Source organism: Cryobacterium inferilacus, from assembly GCF_019599185.1.
Taxonomy (GTDB): domain Bacteria; phylum Actinomycetota; class Actinomycetes; order Actinomycetales; family Microbacteriaceae; genus Cryobacterium; species Cryobacterium inferilacus.
Window position 1 is genome coordinate 22,663 of record NZ_JAIEUL010000021.1, and the last position, 13,717, is coordinate 36,379.

The 13,717-nt window shown below is 71.0% G+C and carries 15 protein-coding genes; 10 read left to right on the top strand and 5 right to left on the bottom strand.

Annotation, left to right across the window (positions count from 1 at the left end; all coding sequences use genetic code 11):
- Nucleotides 1–137: 137 nt before the first annotated feature.
- Entirely contained in the window at nucleotides 138–437 is a 300-nt protein-coding gene (locus K2F54_RS15910; protein WP_220606836.1) for a hypothetical protein, read from the top strand.
- Here K2F54_RS15910 and K2F54_RS15915 read toward each other — a convergent pair.
- The gene (locus K2F54_RS15915) at nucleotides 434–1,714 is read right to left on the bottom strand and encodes an MFS transporter (protein ID WP_220606837.1); all 1,281 of its coding nucleotides are present in this window, start codon (nucleotides 1,712–1,714) and stop codon (nucleotides 434–436) included. The two genes, K2F54_RS15910 and K2F54_RS15915, sit on opposite strands and share 4 nt — an antisense overlap.
- 399 nt (nucleotides 1,715–2,113) lie before the next feature.
- Here K2F54_RS15915 and K2F54_RS15920 point away from each other — a divergent pair, with 399 nt between their 5' ends.
- Nucleotides 2,114–2,854 (top strand): hypothetical protein, encoded by a 741-nt coding sequence (locus K2F54_RS15920; RefSeq protein ID WP_220606838.1) that lies wholly within the window; start codon nucleotides 2,114–2,116, stop codon nucleotides 2,852–2,854.
- Nucleotides 2,851–4,512, top strand: a complete 1,662-nt coding sequence (locus K2F54_RS15925; RefSeq protein WP_220606839.1) for an FAD-dependent monooxygenase — start codon at nucleotides 2,851–2,853, stop codon at nucleotides 4,510–4,512. Before K2F54_RS15920 ends, K2F54_RS15925 begins: the two co-directional genes overlap by 4 nt.
- Here the strand turns inward: K2F54_RS15925 and K2F54_RS15930 are convergent.
- Both K2F54_RS15930 and K2F54_RS15935 read right to left on the bottom strand, forming a co-directional pair.
- Nucleotides 4,509–4,982, bottom strand: coding sequence for a nitroreductase/quinone reductase family protein (locus tag K2F54_RS15930; protein ID WP_220606840.1), 474 nt, complete (start codon nucleotides 4,980–4,982; stop codon nucleotides 4,509–4,511). The two genes, K2F54_RS15925 and K2F54_RS15930, sit on opposite strands and share 4 nt — an antisense overlap.
- Nucleotides 4,983–5,119: 137 nt before the next feature.
- Nucleotides 5,120–5,551, bottom strand: a complete 432-nt coding sequence (locus K2F54_RS15935; protein WP_220606841.1) for a DUF1801 domain-containing protein — start codon at nucleotides 5,549–5,551, stop codon at nucleotides 5,120–5,122.
- Between the two features lie 134 nt (nucleotides 5,552–5,685).
- Between K2F54_RS15935 and K2F54_RS15940 the strand changes: the two genes are divergently transcribed.
- The 3 genes from K2F54_RS15940 (at nucleotide 5,686) to K2F54_RS15950 (ending at nucleotide 8,586) form a co-directional block, all read left to right on the top strand.
- The gene (locus tag K2F54_RS15940) at nucleotides 5,686–5,889 is read left to right on the top strand and encodes a hypothetical protein (protein WP_220606842.1); all 204 of its coding nucleotides are present in this window, start codon (nucleotides 5,686–5,688) and stop codon (nucleotides 5,887–5,889) included.
- 250 nt (nucleotides 5,890–6,139) lie between these two features.
- Nucleotides 6,140–6,544: a DUF7715 family protein gene (locus K2F54_RS19745; protein WP_431193897.1), complete on the top strand. Its 405-nt coding sequence runs from the start codon at nucleotides 6,140–6,142 to the stop codon at nucleotides 6,542–6,544.
- Nucleotides 6,541–8,586, top strand: a complete 2,046-nt coding sequence (locus K2F54_RS15950; RefSeq protein ID WP_220606844.1) for a DUF2207 family protein — start codon at nucleotides 6,541–6,543, stop codon at nucleotides 8,584–8,586. The genes K2F54_RS19745 and K2F54_RS15950 overlap by 4 nt, the downstream gene beginning before the upstream one ends.
- Here K2F54_RS15950 and K2F54_RS15955 read toward each other — a convergent pair.
- The gene (locus K2F54_RS15955) at nucleotides 8,583–9,092 is read right to left on the bottom strand and encodes a GNAT family N-acetyltransferase (protein WP_220606845.1); all 510 of its coding nucleotides are present in this window, start codon (nucleotides 9,090–9,092) and stop codon (nucleotides 8,583–8,585) included. The two genes, K2F54_RS15950 and K2F54_RS15955, sit on opposite strands and share 4 nt — an antisense overlap.
- Nucleotides 9,093–9,199: 107 nt before the next feature.
- On the opposite strand from K2F54_RS15955, the gene K2F54_RS15960 reads away from it, so the two are divergent.
- The 3 genes from K2F54_RS15960 to K2F54_RS15970 are packed head-to-tail and all read left to right on the top strand — an operon-like array spanning nucleotide 9,200 to nucleotide 11,275.
- Entirely contained in the window at nucleotides 9,200–9,583 is a 384-nt protein-coding gene (locus tag K2F54_RS15960; RefSeq protein WP_220606872.1) for a GntR family transcriptional regulator, read from the top strand.
- Entirely contained in the window at nucleotides 9,580–10,494 is a 915-nt protein-coding gene (locus K2F54_RS15965) for an ABC transporter ATP-binding protein (RefSeq protein ID WP_220606846.1), read from the top strand. The genes K2F54_RS15960 and K2F54_RS15965 overlap by 4 nt, the downstream gene beginning before the upstream one ends.
- A gap of 10 nt (nucleotides 10,495–10,504) precedes the next feature.
- Nucleotides 10,505–11,275, top strand: a complete 771-nt coding sequence (locus tag K2F54_RS15970; protein WP_220606847.1) for a hypothetical protein — start codon at nucleotides 10,505–10,507, stop codon at nucleotides 11,273–11,275.
- A 126-nt stretch (nucleotides 11,276–11,401) separates the two neighbouring features.
- On the opposite strand, the gene K2F54_RS15975 is transcribed toward K2F54_RS15970, so the two are convergent.
- Complete coding sequence (locus K2F54_RS15975; RefSeq protein WP_220606848.1) at nucleotides 11,402–12,148, bottom strand: HAD family hydrolase; 747 nt, start codon at nucleotides 12,146–12,148, stop codon at nucleotides 11,402–11,404.
- Nucleotides 12,149–12,521: 373 nt separating this feature from the next.
- Between K2F54_RS15975 and K2F54_RS15980 the strand changes: the two genes are divergently transcribed.
- Nucleotides 12,522–13,541: an LLM class flavin-dependent oxidoreductase gene (locus K2F54_RS15980; RefSeq protein WP_220606849.1), complete on the top strand. Its 1,020-nt coding sequence runs from the start codon at nucleotides 12,522–12,524 to the stop codon at nucleotides 13,539–13,541.
- Nucleotides 13,542–13,717 lie beyond the last annotated feature (176 nt).

Below are 13,717 nucleotides of genomic sequence, written 5' to 3' on the forward strand. Positions count from 1 at the left end.
GAGGCAGCTCTTGAGGTCGTCTTCTTCTGGCGGTAGAGGTCAGGATCGAGTCACCCGCCAGGGGGTGAAATAACCCCCTGACCGGGGCCGATCTGTGCTTGACTACGCAGACTGTCTGTCAGCCGAAGGAGCCCTGCGTGAGACGTCGAACCTGCGTCGTGCTCGGCCTCGTCGTGAGCAGTGCCCTCTGCGTGGCCGCCACGATCTACCTGATCTCGGTGGGCGCCCGCCTCGACACCCAGACGACTCCGCTGAGCCCGGCCCAGACCTACCTCAGCGGCGGCAGCCTGATCCTCGGTGTCGTCGGCCTCGCCGTCTTCCTCGGCCTGGCCTTGCGGCGTGCGGATCCGCGCTCGGCGACAGGGTCGGCGAACCGGTCGGACGGGTCGGCGGACCGGACGGAGCGGGCGGACCGGTCGGTCCGGCAGCCCGGCTAGGTCCGGGCGGCGAGTTCCGGCTCGCCGGTGGCGGCGGCATCCGCCCCGCCGGTGCGCACCCGGGTGGCGAGCACGGGCGCGAACAGCACCACGAGCAGGCCCGCCAGCGGCACCACGAGCAGGCCGTAGCGCAGCTCGGTGAGGTCGGCGATGAAACCGACGATGGGCGGCGACACCAGAAAGCCCAACCGCAGTAGCCAGGAGACGATCGTGAGGCCGGTGCCGGTGCGGAAACCGGGCAGTTCGTCTGCGGCGTGCATCGCCGCGGGGATGAGCGTGGCCACGCCGAAGCCGGCCAGGCCGAAGCCCACGATGATGCCGGCGACGGAGGGGAAGGCCAGCGCGGTGCCCATACCAACGAAGACGATCGCGCCGCCGGTGCGCGCCACCGCGCGCTGGCCGAACCTGTCGACGAGGCCGTCACCGAGCATCCGCCCGATGAACTGCATGCCCTGCAACGCGATGAAACCGAAGCCGGCGAGCAGGGCGGATGTGCCGAGCGAGTTGGTGAGGAGGATCGCCGACCAGGTGGCGCCGGCGTCTTCGACCAGCGCGCCGGATGCGGCGATGACGACGAGCGCGCCGAGCACCAGCCACTTGCCCAGGCGGCCGAACGCGCGGGTCGGGGCCGGTGTGGCGACCGGGCCCGTCACGGTCGGCTTCGGGGGCTCGGCCGGTTCGAGGGGTTCGGCGCCGGGCAGCAGCGACTTGTAGGCCACCAGGGCGAACATGCTGAAGGTGACCGCGGACACGATGAGGTGCGTGCCGCGGGGCACCTCGAGCTGGGCGGCGGCGGCGCCGAGCAGCCCACCGGTGACCGCGCCGATGCTCCACACCGCGTGGAAGGAGTTGAGGATGCTGCGCTGGTAGAGCCGCTGCACGCGCAGGCCGTGCGAGTTCTGGGCGACGTCGGTGATGGAGTCCATCGCGCCGGCGAGGAAGATGCCGGCCGCAAGGGCGGCCCAGCCCGGGGCGATACCGGCCAGGATCAGCCCGACCGCGGTGAGCATGGTGGAGATCACGGCCACCCGGGACGACCGGAACCGGCGGATGAGCATGCCGGCGGCGAGCCCGGCGATGAGCGCGCCCAGCGGGAAGGCCGCGACGGCGAGGCCGAACTCGGCGTTGCTGAGGCCGAGGTCGGCCTTGATCGCGGGATACCGGGGGATCAGGTTGGCGAAGAGGGCGCCGTTGGTGAAGAACAGCACGGCCACGGCGGTGCGGGCGCGGCGCACGGCCACATCGGGGCGGGTGCTGGGGCGAACTGGAGGCGTCATTGCGTCGATGGTCTTTCCTGAGGCGGGGTGGTGGCGCGGTGCAACCGGCGTGCGGGCAGGCGTAACTGGTGCGAGCCCTGGCGCCTCGTCAAGCTTGGCACGGATGCGCGGAGCCGCGTGGCGCAGGCATCCGCCGGCCGCGGTGGGTGTGCGTCGGTGGCCCGGGCCCAGGCCCGGGCCCGGGCGCGGTCTCGCGGCACGTGATATGTCTCGCGGCACGTGATTAATCACGTGCCGGGAGGACTAACTCGTGCCGCGAGCACTAACTCGTGCCGCGAGCCGGTTGCCCCCGACGGGTTCTGCGCCCTTCCCGGGTGCCGCGCGGCTGCCTATGCTGGCACGGTCGTGCACGGGCACCCGCCACCAGACGGATGCCTCCGTACCGAGGAGAGGAGCCCCATGACGTACCAACGTAAGTCCGATCCGCGTGACGGGGCTCCCGGCACCCCGGGCGCCCGCGCCACTCCTGGCACCCCCGGCGCCCCAGCGGCAACCCGCTCCCGCGCGACCGTCTCCCGCAGCGAGCCGCTCGCCACGGGAGCGGCCGAGCAACCTCCGCTCGCGCTCGCACCGGCGCTGCTCGGCCTGGCCGGATGCGTGCTGCGCACCGGGCGCCTGCTGCTGCAGCGGCGCATCCACCTGCCCCGGCAGAACACGGGCAGGCAGGTCGAGTTCGCGAATGGCACCCGGGCGGTGGTCTACCGGGAGACCGTGGTGGAGCGCCCCGACGCCCGCGACCCGGCCGTGCTCGTGGTCGGGTTCCGCCTGCGGCTGCTGCGCGGGCGGGCACACCGGTGGTTTCGGGTGGAGAGCATCCTCAACACCCCGCTGTTCGTCGGGTTTCCCGGCTACGTGTCGAAACTGTGGCTGACCCACGATGAAAACGGCCTCTACCGGGGCATCTACCAGTGGGACGGCGCCGAGGCGGCCGAGACCTACGCCCGCACCCTGTGGCGGGTGCTCGCGCTGGGCAGCGTGCCGGGGTCGATCCACTACCAGGTGCTGCCAGGGGCGCACCGGGACGAGTTCCTGCTCGACGTGCCGGCAGCACAACCTGGGTCCGGCGCATCCGCCCCGCCGGCGTGGTGGTTGCCGGCCCGGCCGATCGCGGCGAAGCACCGGGTGCGCGAACCGGTATGAACGACATCGACGTGCTCGTGGTGGGCGCGGGCACCACGGGCCTCACCCTCGCGCTGCAGGCCCACGACCATGGCGCCCTGGTGCGCATCGTCGAGCGGAGGCCTGAGCCATTCCGCGCATCCAGGGCCATGGTCATGCATCCGCGCACCCTCGAATTGCTGCGGCCGCTTGGCGTGACGGATGCCCTGCTCGAGCGCGGCGACACGTCACCGGCCGCACGGCTGCACCTGCGCTCGCGGGTCGTGCCGGTGGAGATCGACCGGCTCGACCTGCCCGGCACCGCGTTCCCGCACCTGCTGCTGATTCGGCAGGCCGACGTAGAGGCCGTGCTCACCGCGGCGCTCGCCGAGCGCGGGGTGGGGGTGGACCGCGGCGCCGAGCTGGTGCGGGTGGCGCGCCTGCGGCACGGCGGGGCGCGGGCCGTCCTGCGGCACCGAAACGGTGAGCCGGACGAGAACGTGCTCTGCCGCTACCTGGTCGGCTGCGACGGGGCGGCCAGCCGGGTGCGCACCTCGGTGGGCGGTTGGCTCGGCGGCGACTACGCCCAGGAGGTGGTGCTCGCCGACCTCGAGATCGGCCCCCCGTCGTCGCCTGCCCCACCCGCCACCCTCGAGCCCGGCGTCGCGCATGTCGTCGTCGGTCGGCGCGGACTGGTCTTCCTGTTCAATATCGGGGAGCGCGCCACCTGGCGGATGCTCGCCACCCGCCGGGCGGGCGCCGACCGGCAGCCGTTCGGCGAACCCGGCCCGCCGGTGCCCGTGACCGAGCTACAGCGGCTCCTCGACGAGAGCGGCCTCCCCGCGCGCATCGAGCACCTCGCCTGGTCCGCGCAGGTGCGCCTGCAGCACCGCATCGCGAGCCGGTTCGGCCGCGGGCCGCTGTTCCTGGCCGGCGATGCCGCGCACGTGCACTCCCCGGCTGGCGCGCAGGGCATGAACGCGGGCATCCACGACGCGGTGAACCTCGGCTGGAAGCTGGGGTTCGCGTCCGTCGCGGCGAGACGGTCAGGGGCGCACCTCGAGGCGCGGATCGAGCGTGCGCCCGGCCAGCGCCGGCCGCAGCAGCCGGGGTCGGCGCTGCTGGAGTCCTACGCCCAGGAACGCCGCCCCGCGGATCTGGCCGTGTTGCGCCTGACCCACCTGTTGTATTGGGCGGAGGCCAGTCTGCATCCGCTCGCCCAGCTCGGCCGGGCCGTGCTCGTGCCCCTCGCGGCGCCTCTGGTGCCCTGGCTTCTTCGGCGACGTCGCCTCACCGCCGCCGGGGTGCGCACCCTCGCCCAGTTTCGGTTGCGCTATGCGCGCAGCGTGCTGTCGGTGGATGTGCGGGCATCGCTCACCCCGGTGCGCGGCGCGCTCGCTCGGCACGGTCTGCGGCCGGGCTCCAGGGTGGCCGACACCCTGGTGCGGTGCGAGGGCCGCCGGGTGCGCGCTCACGAACTGATGGCCACACCGGGTGTGCACATCTTTCTGCAGGCGGATGCCCGGCAGCTGCCCGACCGGCTGCGGGCGCCGCTCGTGCACGTGCACCGGCTCGACGACCGGCCGGGCACCGGCATGCTCGTCGTGCGTCCCGACGGCTACGCGGCCGTGCGGGCGCCGGTGCTCGACGAGTATCGGCTGGCGGCCTGGCTGGGCCTCGTCGGACTGGTCGACGGCTAATCGACCTGGCCGAATGGATCATGCGCCGGGCCGGGATGCGCGGGGCCGCGGCGGGGCGGGCCGGTCGGCTCCAGCCGGAAGATCGGGTGGTCGGCCGGATCGGGCAGCTCGGCCAGGAAGAAGTCAGCCCGGCGGCCGAGGCGTTCGATGTACGCGGTCACGACGAGCTGGTGCTCGGCGCCGCGCAGCTCGGTGGCGAGGTGTGGTTGGCGGTGCCAGCGCACGCGCACCTCGCAGCGCCCGGCGACGCGCAGGTTGCGCACCCACTGCGTTTCTCCGCGCCCGGCTATGACATAGGTGTCGCCCTCGAACTCGAACGGGGCGACGGGGGTGCTGATCTCCCGTCCGCTGATCCGCCCCCGCACGATGAGGGTGGGAACGCCGATGGTGCGGGCAATCGGGTTGACCACGTGCTGCAAGAGGAATCCGGGCGGCAGATAGTCGTTCCGTCCGACTGAGGTGGTGCTCATGGCGTCGCTCCTTCCCGTTGTGCAGTCGACAGCGGGCGCACCCGCTGCTGTTCGTCAGACACGGTACTGCCGACGCCCCGCCTCCGAAAGGTGCCCGGCTCAGCGGGCTCGGCCGTGCTCGGCTGACCCGGCGCGGCTCAGCGGGACCCGGCCGGACCCGGCGCGGCGCAGCGGGACCCGGCCGGTGCGAGCCAGGCGCGAACGACCCCGAGGGCCGCGTCGCGCATCGCCGCGAGCTGGGCGGCGTCGGTGACGAGCAGGCTCGCCCGAATGTCGGAGTGCCAGGTGAGCAGGCCGTGCGGGTCGGCAGTGAACGCGGATGCGGCATCCGTGTTCTCGGGCGCGGTCGCGCCCCGGTGCAGCACCAGCCGCACTCCCTGCCTGCCCTGCGCGCTGATCGTGGCCTGATCAACCCCGTCGAGAACGTAGCTGGGGGAGTTCCACTTGATGTGCTCCTGCGCCGCCGGGTTGGCCTCGCGCACCAGGGCGCGCAGGGCCTCCACGAGGTCGCGGCGCTCGTCGGGCTGCGCAGCCAGGAACTCGTCGACCGTGCGGTACTGGGTCACCATGTCCAGAGCGTAGCCCGCGGCCTCGCCGACCGGAGACACATTTGACGGTGAAACACGCACCAGGTAGACAGGAGTAAAGGCCGGGTCGCCCGCATGATTCACCCGTCGGCCCGTTCGCAATCGTAGGAGGACTCGTGTCCGATACGTTCAGCATCATCCTCGGTGCCGCCCTGGTGGTCGCCGCGATCGCCATCTCGGTGTTTCTGTACCTGATCTCACGGCAGCCCCGAACCGCGCCGCTGTCGGAGCAGGGCCGGGCCGAGCAGGAGGCCCGTCGGCAGCTCGACGAGGCCCAGGGCGCCAAGATCCGTCACACCGGCCGGGGCGCCGGGCTCTAGCCCCACCCCCACCAATCCAACGCCCCGAGGCCCGTGGGGCATAACTCCTGCAATTTTCGGGGTGGCTCGTCGGCGGCCGCGGAATTCCGCGGGTGGTGCATCCGCCCAGGCGCGAATTGCAGGAGTTATGCACCGTGAGCCGAGGTGAGCGTTGCTGAGTTGGGCTGGGCACGGGCACGGATGTCGGTGGCTCCGGTTAGCGTCGTGTCACCTACTCATTCACCCTCGTGCCGAGAAAACGGAGCAGATCATGAGGGTATTGGTGGCGACATCGGCAACCCAGGGCACGCGGGCAAGCGACGCGACCGGATGCGTGGACGGGGAGCTCGTGTGGCTTCGAGATGTCTGCCCGGTGAGCCGGCGGCGTCCGGACGGACCCTGCCCCTGCGGGCGATCCTTCGCGGGGATGAGCTCGAACAATGACACGACCACGGCTCTCGTGCGGGAAATCGTGGGATTCACCCGCACCGAGTACGAGGCGGCGCTGGTCGGCAGTTTCGAGGCCCAGCAGTGGTGTCCGTGCTGCACCAGCCGACCGGTCGCAGACGTCATCGACGAGCTCATCGCCCTGGCCGGCGTGTTCCCCGCCTGGGCCGTCATCGAACGCCGCGTCGACAAGCTGAATCTGAGGGGGTCACTAGGCTCGGAGGCGTGACTCGTCTTCTGAAGGTCCTGTCCGCTCTCGTCGTTTCTGCCGGGCTGATGCTCGGCGGCCCAGGGGCGGCGAATGCCAGCCTGTCCGGCCCGGGCGCGGGTCCGGGCGCGGCGGCCGGAGGTGAGCACGCCGGGATCCCGGCGGCGCCGGCCGCGGCGGCGACCCTGACCGGCAGCGTGCGCGCGGCCGTGGCCGCGGACACCTCGGACTTCACCTTCTCGCTGTACGCGGGGGAGTACTTCCTTGACCGCGACGACGCCGGGCACTCCACCCTGCGCACCGTTGAGACCTTCGTGGCGGAGTTCCCCGACTTCGACCAGAACCGGGGCATCATCCGGGCGATCCCCAACGACTACGACGGTGTGCCGCTGCGCACGGCGGTCGAGTCCGTGACGGATGCCCAGGGCGCGCCGGTGTACTTCGACACCGAGATCACCGACGGTTTCACCGAACTCGCCCTCGGCACCGACGAGTTCGTGCGCGGCAGCCAGACCTACGTGATCACCTACACGCAGCAGAACGTGGTGCGGGCCTTCGAGGACACCGCGAACGACGAGTTCTACTGGGACACCAACGGCACCGGTTTCGACCAACCGTTCGGCACTGTCGCGGCCAGGGTGCACGTCGACCCCAGCATCGCGCCTTTCCTCAGCGGCAGCAGCGCCTGCTACACCGGGGCGCAGGGCGAGAGCGGCGACTGCCGGATCGTGCAGGAGACCGACCCCGACGCGCCGGCGCCCGACGCTGCCGGGGCGGAGGGGCAAATGTTCACCGCCGAGGCCGCCGACCTCGGCCCTGGCGAGAACCTCACCGTGGCGATCGGCTTCGCGGCCGGCACCTTCGTGCAGGTGCCCGCCGAGGAACAGCCCGGCTCCACCTCCCTGCTGGGCCAGGTCGGGGTTGTCGGATTCCCCGTCGTGCTGCTCTGCGTGGCCCTGATCGGAGCGGTCTACCTGCTCGCCCGCCGCTTCATCGGGCCTCGCGAACCGAAAGGCCGTGGCACGATCATCGCCCAATACAGCCTGCCGAAGGGCCACAACCTGCTCGAGGCCGCCGACCTCATCAACCGGCCCCGGTCGGCCATGGCCGCGCAGATCGTGAGCTTCGCCGTGCGCGGCAACATACGCATCCTTGACTACCCGGTCACCGACGGCGGCGGCGACTTCACCCTGCAACTGCTTCGCACCGACGGCGTCGACGACCAGGAGCTCGCCGTGCTCGCCACGCTCTTCCCCGGCCTGACCATCGGCGGCGTCTGCGAACTCGGCGTCACCAACGACGCTCTCGCCGGGGCGCTCGCCGCCGCGACAGCGGATGCCCGCACCCGCAACATCGCCCGCAGCTGGCGTGCCCGGCCACCACTCACCCGCGCCAGGCGCTGGCTGCTGGCCGGCCTCGGCGCCCTCGCCGTGGTGATTGTGGCGGTGCTCCTTCTCGGCAACCTGCCGCCACAGTGGTGGTTTCCGCTGGTGGCCGTCGTCAGTGCCGCCGCCCTCGTCGCGGCCATGGCGGCTCGCCGCCCGCTGCTGCTCAGCGCGGCCGGGGTGGAACGGCGGGACTACCTCGCCGGCATGAAGGTGTACCTCGACCTGGCCGAGGCCGACAGATTCCGCATGCTGCAGAGCCCGGACGGTGCGCTGCGGGTCACGGTGCCGGAGGCGGTCCAGGCAGACACCCGGCCAGATACGGCCGGTCGGCCCGGCGCATCCGCCCCCGACACCGTGGAACTGGTGAAGCTCTACGAAAAGCTGCTGCCCTATGCGGTGCTCTGGGGCGTCGAAAAGGAGTGGGCGGCCGAGCTCGCGGTGTACTACGAACAGACCACGTCGGCGCCGGACTGGTTCCTGTCGCAGAACGCGTTCAGCGGCATCTACCTGGCCTCGGCGCTCAACGGGATCGTCAACTCGGTGCACACGACCGAAACACCCACACCCGCACCGTCGTCCTGGTCGGGCAGCGGCGGCGGTAGCTTCTCCGGCGGATCCTTCGGTGGTGGGTTCTCCGGCGGTGGCGGTGGCGGCGGCGGTGGCGGCGGCCGCTAGAGCGGCTTGACCATCTCGATCTCCATGGCGCTGGAGTCCAGGACGTACTGCACCCGGTGGCCGGTCTCGGTGAAACCCCGGCGCAGGTAGGCGGCGCGGGCGCGGGAGTTGTCCTCGTGCACGTGCAGGGTCAGCCGGTCGCCCTCGCCGCGGGCCCAGTCCTGGATCGCGGCCAGCAGGGCATCGAACACTCCGGCCTCGCGGCCGCGGTGGTCGGGGGTCACGTAGACACCCACCAGCAGCGCTCCGGTGGCGGGGTCCGGCACGTATCCGCCCATGGTGCCCACCCAGCGACCCGCCGGGTCGATCGCAACCAGGGCGATACCGTGCTCGGCAGTGCCCCGGGCCGCGCGCATCCGCCACTCGCTGTCGGAGTGGCCGAGCGCATCCTGCAGGGTCTCGCCGAACGCGATCGGGGTGTCCCGCAGCATCTCGAGGCGCAGCGCGCGCACTTCTTGCCAATCGTCCACCTGCGTGGCGCGGATGCGGAACCCCTCTGTAACCATTCGCCGAGCTTACCCAGTCGGCCGGTGGGACTTCGCGGGGGCTCTTGCGGCATCCCCAGTTCTGTGGTTCATTAGTTAGGTAACTAACCGGGGAGGTGTCGCACGTGATGGATGAAGGTCGCCCGATCTTCCAGCAAATCGCCGAAAGAGTCGAGAACGACATACTTTCCGGAGCGCTCGTCGAAGAGGGCCAAGTTCCCTCCACAAATGAGTTCGCGATGTTCTATCGAATCAACCCGGCCACCGCCGGCAAAGGCGTCAATCTCCTCGTCGAGCAGGGCATCCTCTACAAGCGCCGTGGGATCGGCATGTTCGTGGCCACCGGCGCCAGGGAGCGCATAACGGCGCGCCGGCGCGAACTGTTCGTACTGGAGTACGTCGCGCCGATGCTCGCCGAGGCCGCCAGCTTGGGCATCGAGCCCGACCAGCTCGGCCAGCTCATCACCGATCAACTCACCGCCGGCCGACTCAGCGAAAAGGAGACACGATGAACAGCCAGAACCCGGTCATCCAGGTGGATGGCCTCAGCCGCACCTACCGGGATGTCCCGGCTCTCACCGACGTGACATTCAGCCTGCAGCCGGGCATCATCTGCGGGCTGCTCGGGCGCAACGGCGCCGGCAAGACCACTCTGATGCGGATGCTGACCGGCCAGGAGTTCCCGAGCGCCGGTAGCACGCGAGTCTTCGGCGAGAATCCCGTGGAGAACAGCAGGGTCCTGCAGAAGATGTGCTTCGTCTCGGAGGGTCAGCGCTACCCGGACGGCTACCAGGCCCGGCACGTGTTGGCCGGCGCACCCTGGTTCTTCGCCGACTGGGATGCCGCCTTCGCCGACGACCTCGTGGAAAAGTTCCGGCTGCCGCTCAGGCGCGACGTGCGAAAGCTGTCCCGCGGCCAACAGTCCGCGCTCGGCGTCATCCTGGGCCTGGCCAGCCGGGCACCGGTGACCATCTTCGACGAGCCCTACCTCGGCCTGGATGCCGTGGCCCGGCACACCTTCTACGACACCCTGCTGGCCGACTACGCCGAGCGGCCCCGCACCATCCTGTTGTCCACCCACCTGATCGACGAGGTGAGCAACCTGCTCGAGCACGTCCTGGTGCTCGATGAGGGGCGCCTGCTGCTCGACCAGAGCGCCGAGAGTCTCCGCGGCAGCGCCTCCGCCGTGGCCGGTCGGGCCGGCGACGTCGACAGCTTCGCCGAGGGCCGTCAGGTACTGCACCGGGACACCCTCGGTGGGCTTGCCACCGTCACCATCTCGGGTCGCCTGAGTGCGGCCGACCACCGTGCCGCCGCCGCGGCGGGCCTCGAGATCGCACCGGTGTCGTTCCAGCAACTGATCGTCGACCTGACCACCCCGTCCTCGCCGCGCACCGCCGCGGCATCCGTCGTCTACGAGTGAGGAGCCCATCATGACTGCCATCAGCACTTCCCCCTCGGTGCCTCGCGTGGAAATCCGGCACCGCGTTGTCAAGGTAATGCGGCTGCACTTGGTCAACCGCCTGACCTACATCGGCATCCCCTGGATCATCACCGGCGTCGCCTTGGTGGTCTCGATAGTCATCGCGCTGCTGATCTCCGCGTCGACGCCCGAAGCCGACCGCCAGCAGGCCCTGGAGGGCATGAGCTACAGCTGGGCGGTGCTCTCACCGCTCTGGTACCTCGCCGTCGTGGGGGTGCAGGCCGTGAGCGCCGTCTTCCCGTTCGCGATGGGGTTCAGCATCACCCGCCGGGAGTATGCCCTGGGCACGCTCCTCACCTACCTGGTGATCGCGGCTGTCAACGCCACCGGCTGGGCGGTCCTCACCGAGATCGAGCGGGCCGTCAACGCGTCCGGTGTCGTCTTCCATCACTTCACGGCGCTCTGGCTCGGAGAGGCCGGGGTGGGCACGGTGTGGCTCTCGCTGTTCAGCCTGCAGGTCCTGATCTTCGCTGTCACCTCGGCGTTCGGTGCCGTCTACGCCCGTTGGCGGGCGATGGGGATGCTCGTGCTCTGGGTGGCCGTCGCGTTGGCGGTTCTGGGCATCCTGGCGGTTGCCGTGCTCACCGGCGCTGCCCCGCCGATCCTCGACTGGCTGTTCGGCCTGCCCAGCGCCGGCTTCTTCGCGGCGCTGCTGATCCCCGCTGCCGTGGCTTTCGCCCTCGGCTGGGGAGCCCTGCGCCGGGCCCCACTCCGCGGATAGCCGCTCCGGCCGCGCTGCCTGCCGACCCCGTGAGGGTGGTGCATAACTCCTGCAATTCGCATCAGTTGCGCCCCGATTGACCGGAATCACGCGGCCGCGCGGCCGCCGCACCACATCGAGCAGGAGTTATGCCACCCCGTGGGTGCCGCTGCGGGTGCTGACCGGGCGGGTACTCGGGTAGCGGAACGAGAGCAGATCGGGCAGGTCGAGCACCGAAGGGACCCGACGGCTCTCCGGCACGCCGTCGCGCGGGTCGGCGGCCACGAGCACGGCCTCCATGCCGTGCGCCCGCGGGCCGTCGAAGTCGGCGTCCCAGGTGTCGCCGACGAAGATCACCCGGGCCGGGTCCGCATCCGCCCGGTCGAGGGCCGCCTGGTAGATCGCCGAGTGCGGCTTGCGAAAGCCCACCTCGAGCGACGTCACGACGTGCGAGATGAGATCGGTGGCGCCCATGGCCGCCAACTGGCGGGGCACGACGGATGCGCTGTGCGTGTTCGAGACGATCGTCAGGGTGAAGGTCTGGCCCAGTTCCTTCAGGGTCTCAGCCATGCCGGGAATCAGCACCACGCCGCGCTCCCAGTCCGCCATATTGCTCGTGGCGCCCTCGGCGATCTCGGTGGCATCGGGTTCGCGGCCGAGCAGTTGCACGATGGCCCGGCGCGAGAGCTGCTCCATGGTGAATTCGCGGTGGTCGGTGTCGGACTCCGTGTTGAGCTGGTGGAAGGCATCCAGCCAGGCATTCGCGGTGTCCTGCTCGGTGCCGCGTGCGCCGAAGGCGCGCATGCTCGCGTGCGTGTCGGCGTAGCCCTGACCGGCGCGGGAGTCCGCGTAGTTGACCAGGGTGCCGAAGAAGTCGAGGAACAGATGACGCATGAGCACAGCTTGCCAGTACCCGGGGCCTGCGCCGGGTAACGACCCGACCCGGGCATCCGCCGCCGCCGCCCGCCCGTTACCCGCCCTCGAAAACCCGTTGCGCGGGTCACGCGCCGCTTCACGGGTGGCGTGCCGCCCGCGAACCGGCGCCTGACCCGCGTATCGCGTGGCGCGGGTGCGGCGCCCCCGCGGCGGCACTGCCGCCCGGTTGGCGTCCCGCCCGCGCAGCGGCGCCTCACCCGCGCAGCGGCGCCTCACCCGCGCAGTTGGGGGCGGTGGCCCGCGCAACGTCGGGCGGCGCACCAGAACGGCGGATGAGAGCGGGAATCGGAGGAGCCGGAATACTTGAGCGGGGCCGAACGCTGCACGAACTATGAAACACATCGGGTTCCTCTCCTTCGGCCACTACCAGGCCGTGCCGGGCTCGCTCGTGCGCGCCGCGCAGGACGCGCTGCTGCAGACCGTGGAACTCGCCGTCGCCGCCGAGGAACTCGGTGCCGACAGCGCCTCCGTGCGCGTGCACCACTTCGCCAGGCAGCTCGCCTCGCCGTTCCCGCTCCTGGCGGCGATGGCCGCGCGCACCAGCCGCATCGAGCTCGGCACCGGCGTGATCGACATGCGCTACGAGAACCCGCTCTACATGGCCGAAGAGGCCGCGATCACCGACCTGATCAGCAACGGACGCCTGCAGCTCGGCCTCAGCCGCGGCTCACCCGAAACCGCGCTGCGGGGCGCCGAGGCGTTCGGCAACGTGCCCGCGCCCGGCAGCAGCGACGCGGATGACGCCCGCGAGCGCACCGAACGCTTCCGCCAGGCCATCCGCGGGGTCGGCATGGCCGCCGCGAACCCGCAGCTCACCGGACACAGCAACCTGCTCGCCATCGAGCCGCAGTCACCCGGACTCTCCGAGCGCATCTGGTGGGGCTCCGGCACCCGCGCCACCGCGAAGTGGACCGGCGAGCAGGGCATGAACCTGATGAGCTCGACCCTGCTCACCGAAGACACCGGTGCCGACTTCGGCGACCTGCAGGCCGAGCAGATCGACATCTTCCGCGCCGCCTGGGCCGAGGCGGGCCACCCGGGTACGCCGCGCGTGGCGGTGAGCCGCAGCATCCTGCCGCTGGTCACCGACGAGGACCGCCGCTATTTCGGTCTGCGCGCCCAAGCCGACAACCGCGATCAGGTCGGTCACCTCGACGGCGGTCTGGCCCGGTTCGGCAAGAGCTATATCGGCGAACCCGACAAGCTCATCGAGCAGCTGGCGCAGGATGCCGCGGTGCAGTCCGCCGACACCGTGCACATCACGGTGCCCAACCAGCTCGGTGTGGACTACAACGCCAGGCTGCTCGACTCGGTGCTGCGCTTCGTTGCGCCCGGCCTGGGCTGGCGCTAGCCGCCAACGGCTGCACGGCACCGTCCGTCCTGGCGCCCGCCACCGCAGGTGGGAGGTGTCTATGCGCCTGCTGTGCGCGGGCAGTGACGCGGCCGTGAGAGCGCGATCATTTCGCGGCGAAAATCACCCTAGAACGGGGGCTTCGTGGTCGTGACAACCTTGCCATTTGGTGCCGG

Bases quoted from the DNA above. Each gene is read 5' to 3' on its own strand.
- K2F54_RS15915 (WP_220606837.1), bottom strand. From the start codon at position 1,714: ATGACGCCTCCAGTTCGCCCCAGCACCCGCCCCGATGTGGCCGTGCGC.
- K2F54_RS15920 (WP_220606838.1), top strand. From the start codon at position 2,114: ATGACGTACCAACGTAAGTCCGATCCGCGTGACGGGGCTCCCGGCACC.
- K2F54_RS15925 (WP_220606839.1), top strand. From the start codon at position 2,851: ATGAACGACATCGACGTGCTCGTGGTGGGCGCGGGCACCACGGGCCTC.
- K2F54_RS15930 (WP_220606840.1), bottom strand. From the start codon at position 4,982: ATGAGCACCACCTCAGTCGGACGGAACGACTATCTGCCGCCCGGATTC.
- K2F54_RS15935 (WP_220606841.1), bottom strand. From the start codon at position 5,551: ATGGTGACCCAGTACCGCACGGTCGACGAGTTCCTGGCTGCGCAGCCC.
- K2F54_RS19745 (WP_431193897.1), top strand. From the start codon at position 6,140: ATGAGGGTATTGGTGGCGACATCGGCAACCCAGGGCACGCGGGCAAGC.
- K2F54_RS15955 (WP_220606845.1), bottom strand. From the start codon at position 9,092: ATGGTTACAGAGGGGTTCCGCATCCGCGCCACGCAGGTGGACGATTGG.
- K2F54_RS15960 (WP_220606872.1), top strand. From the start codon at position 9,200: ATGGATGAAGGTCGCCCGATCTTCCAGCAAATCGCCGAAAGAGTCGAG.
- K2F54_RS15965 (WP_220606846.1), top strand. From the start codon at position 9,580: ATGAACAGCCAGAACCCGGTCATCCAGGTGGATGGCCTCAGCCGCACC.
- K2F54_RS15970 (WP_220606847.1), top strand. From the start codon at position 10,505: ATGACTGCCATCAGCACTTCCCCCTCGGTGCCTCGCGTGGAAATCCGG.
- K2F54_RS15975 (WP_220606848.1), bottom strand. From the start codon at position 12,148: ATGCGTCATCTGTTCCTCGACTTCTTCGGCACCCTGGTCAACTACGCG.
- K2F54_RS15980 (WP_220606849.1), top strand. From the start codon at position 12,522: ATGAAACACATCGGGTTCCTCTCCTTCGGCCACTACCAGGCCGTGCCG.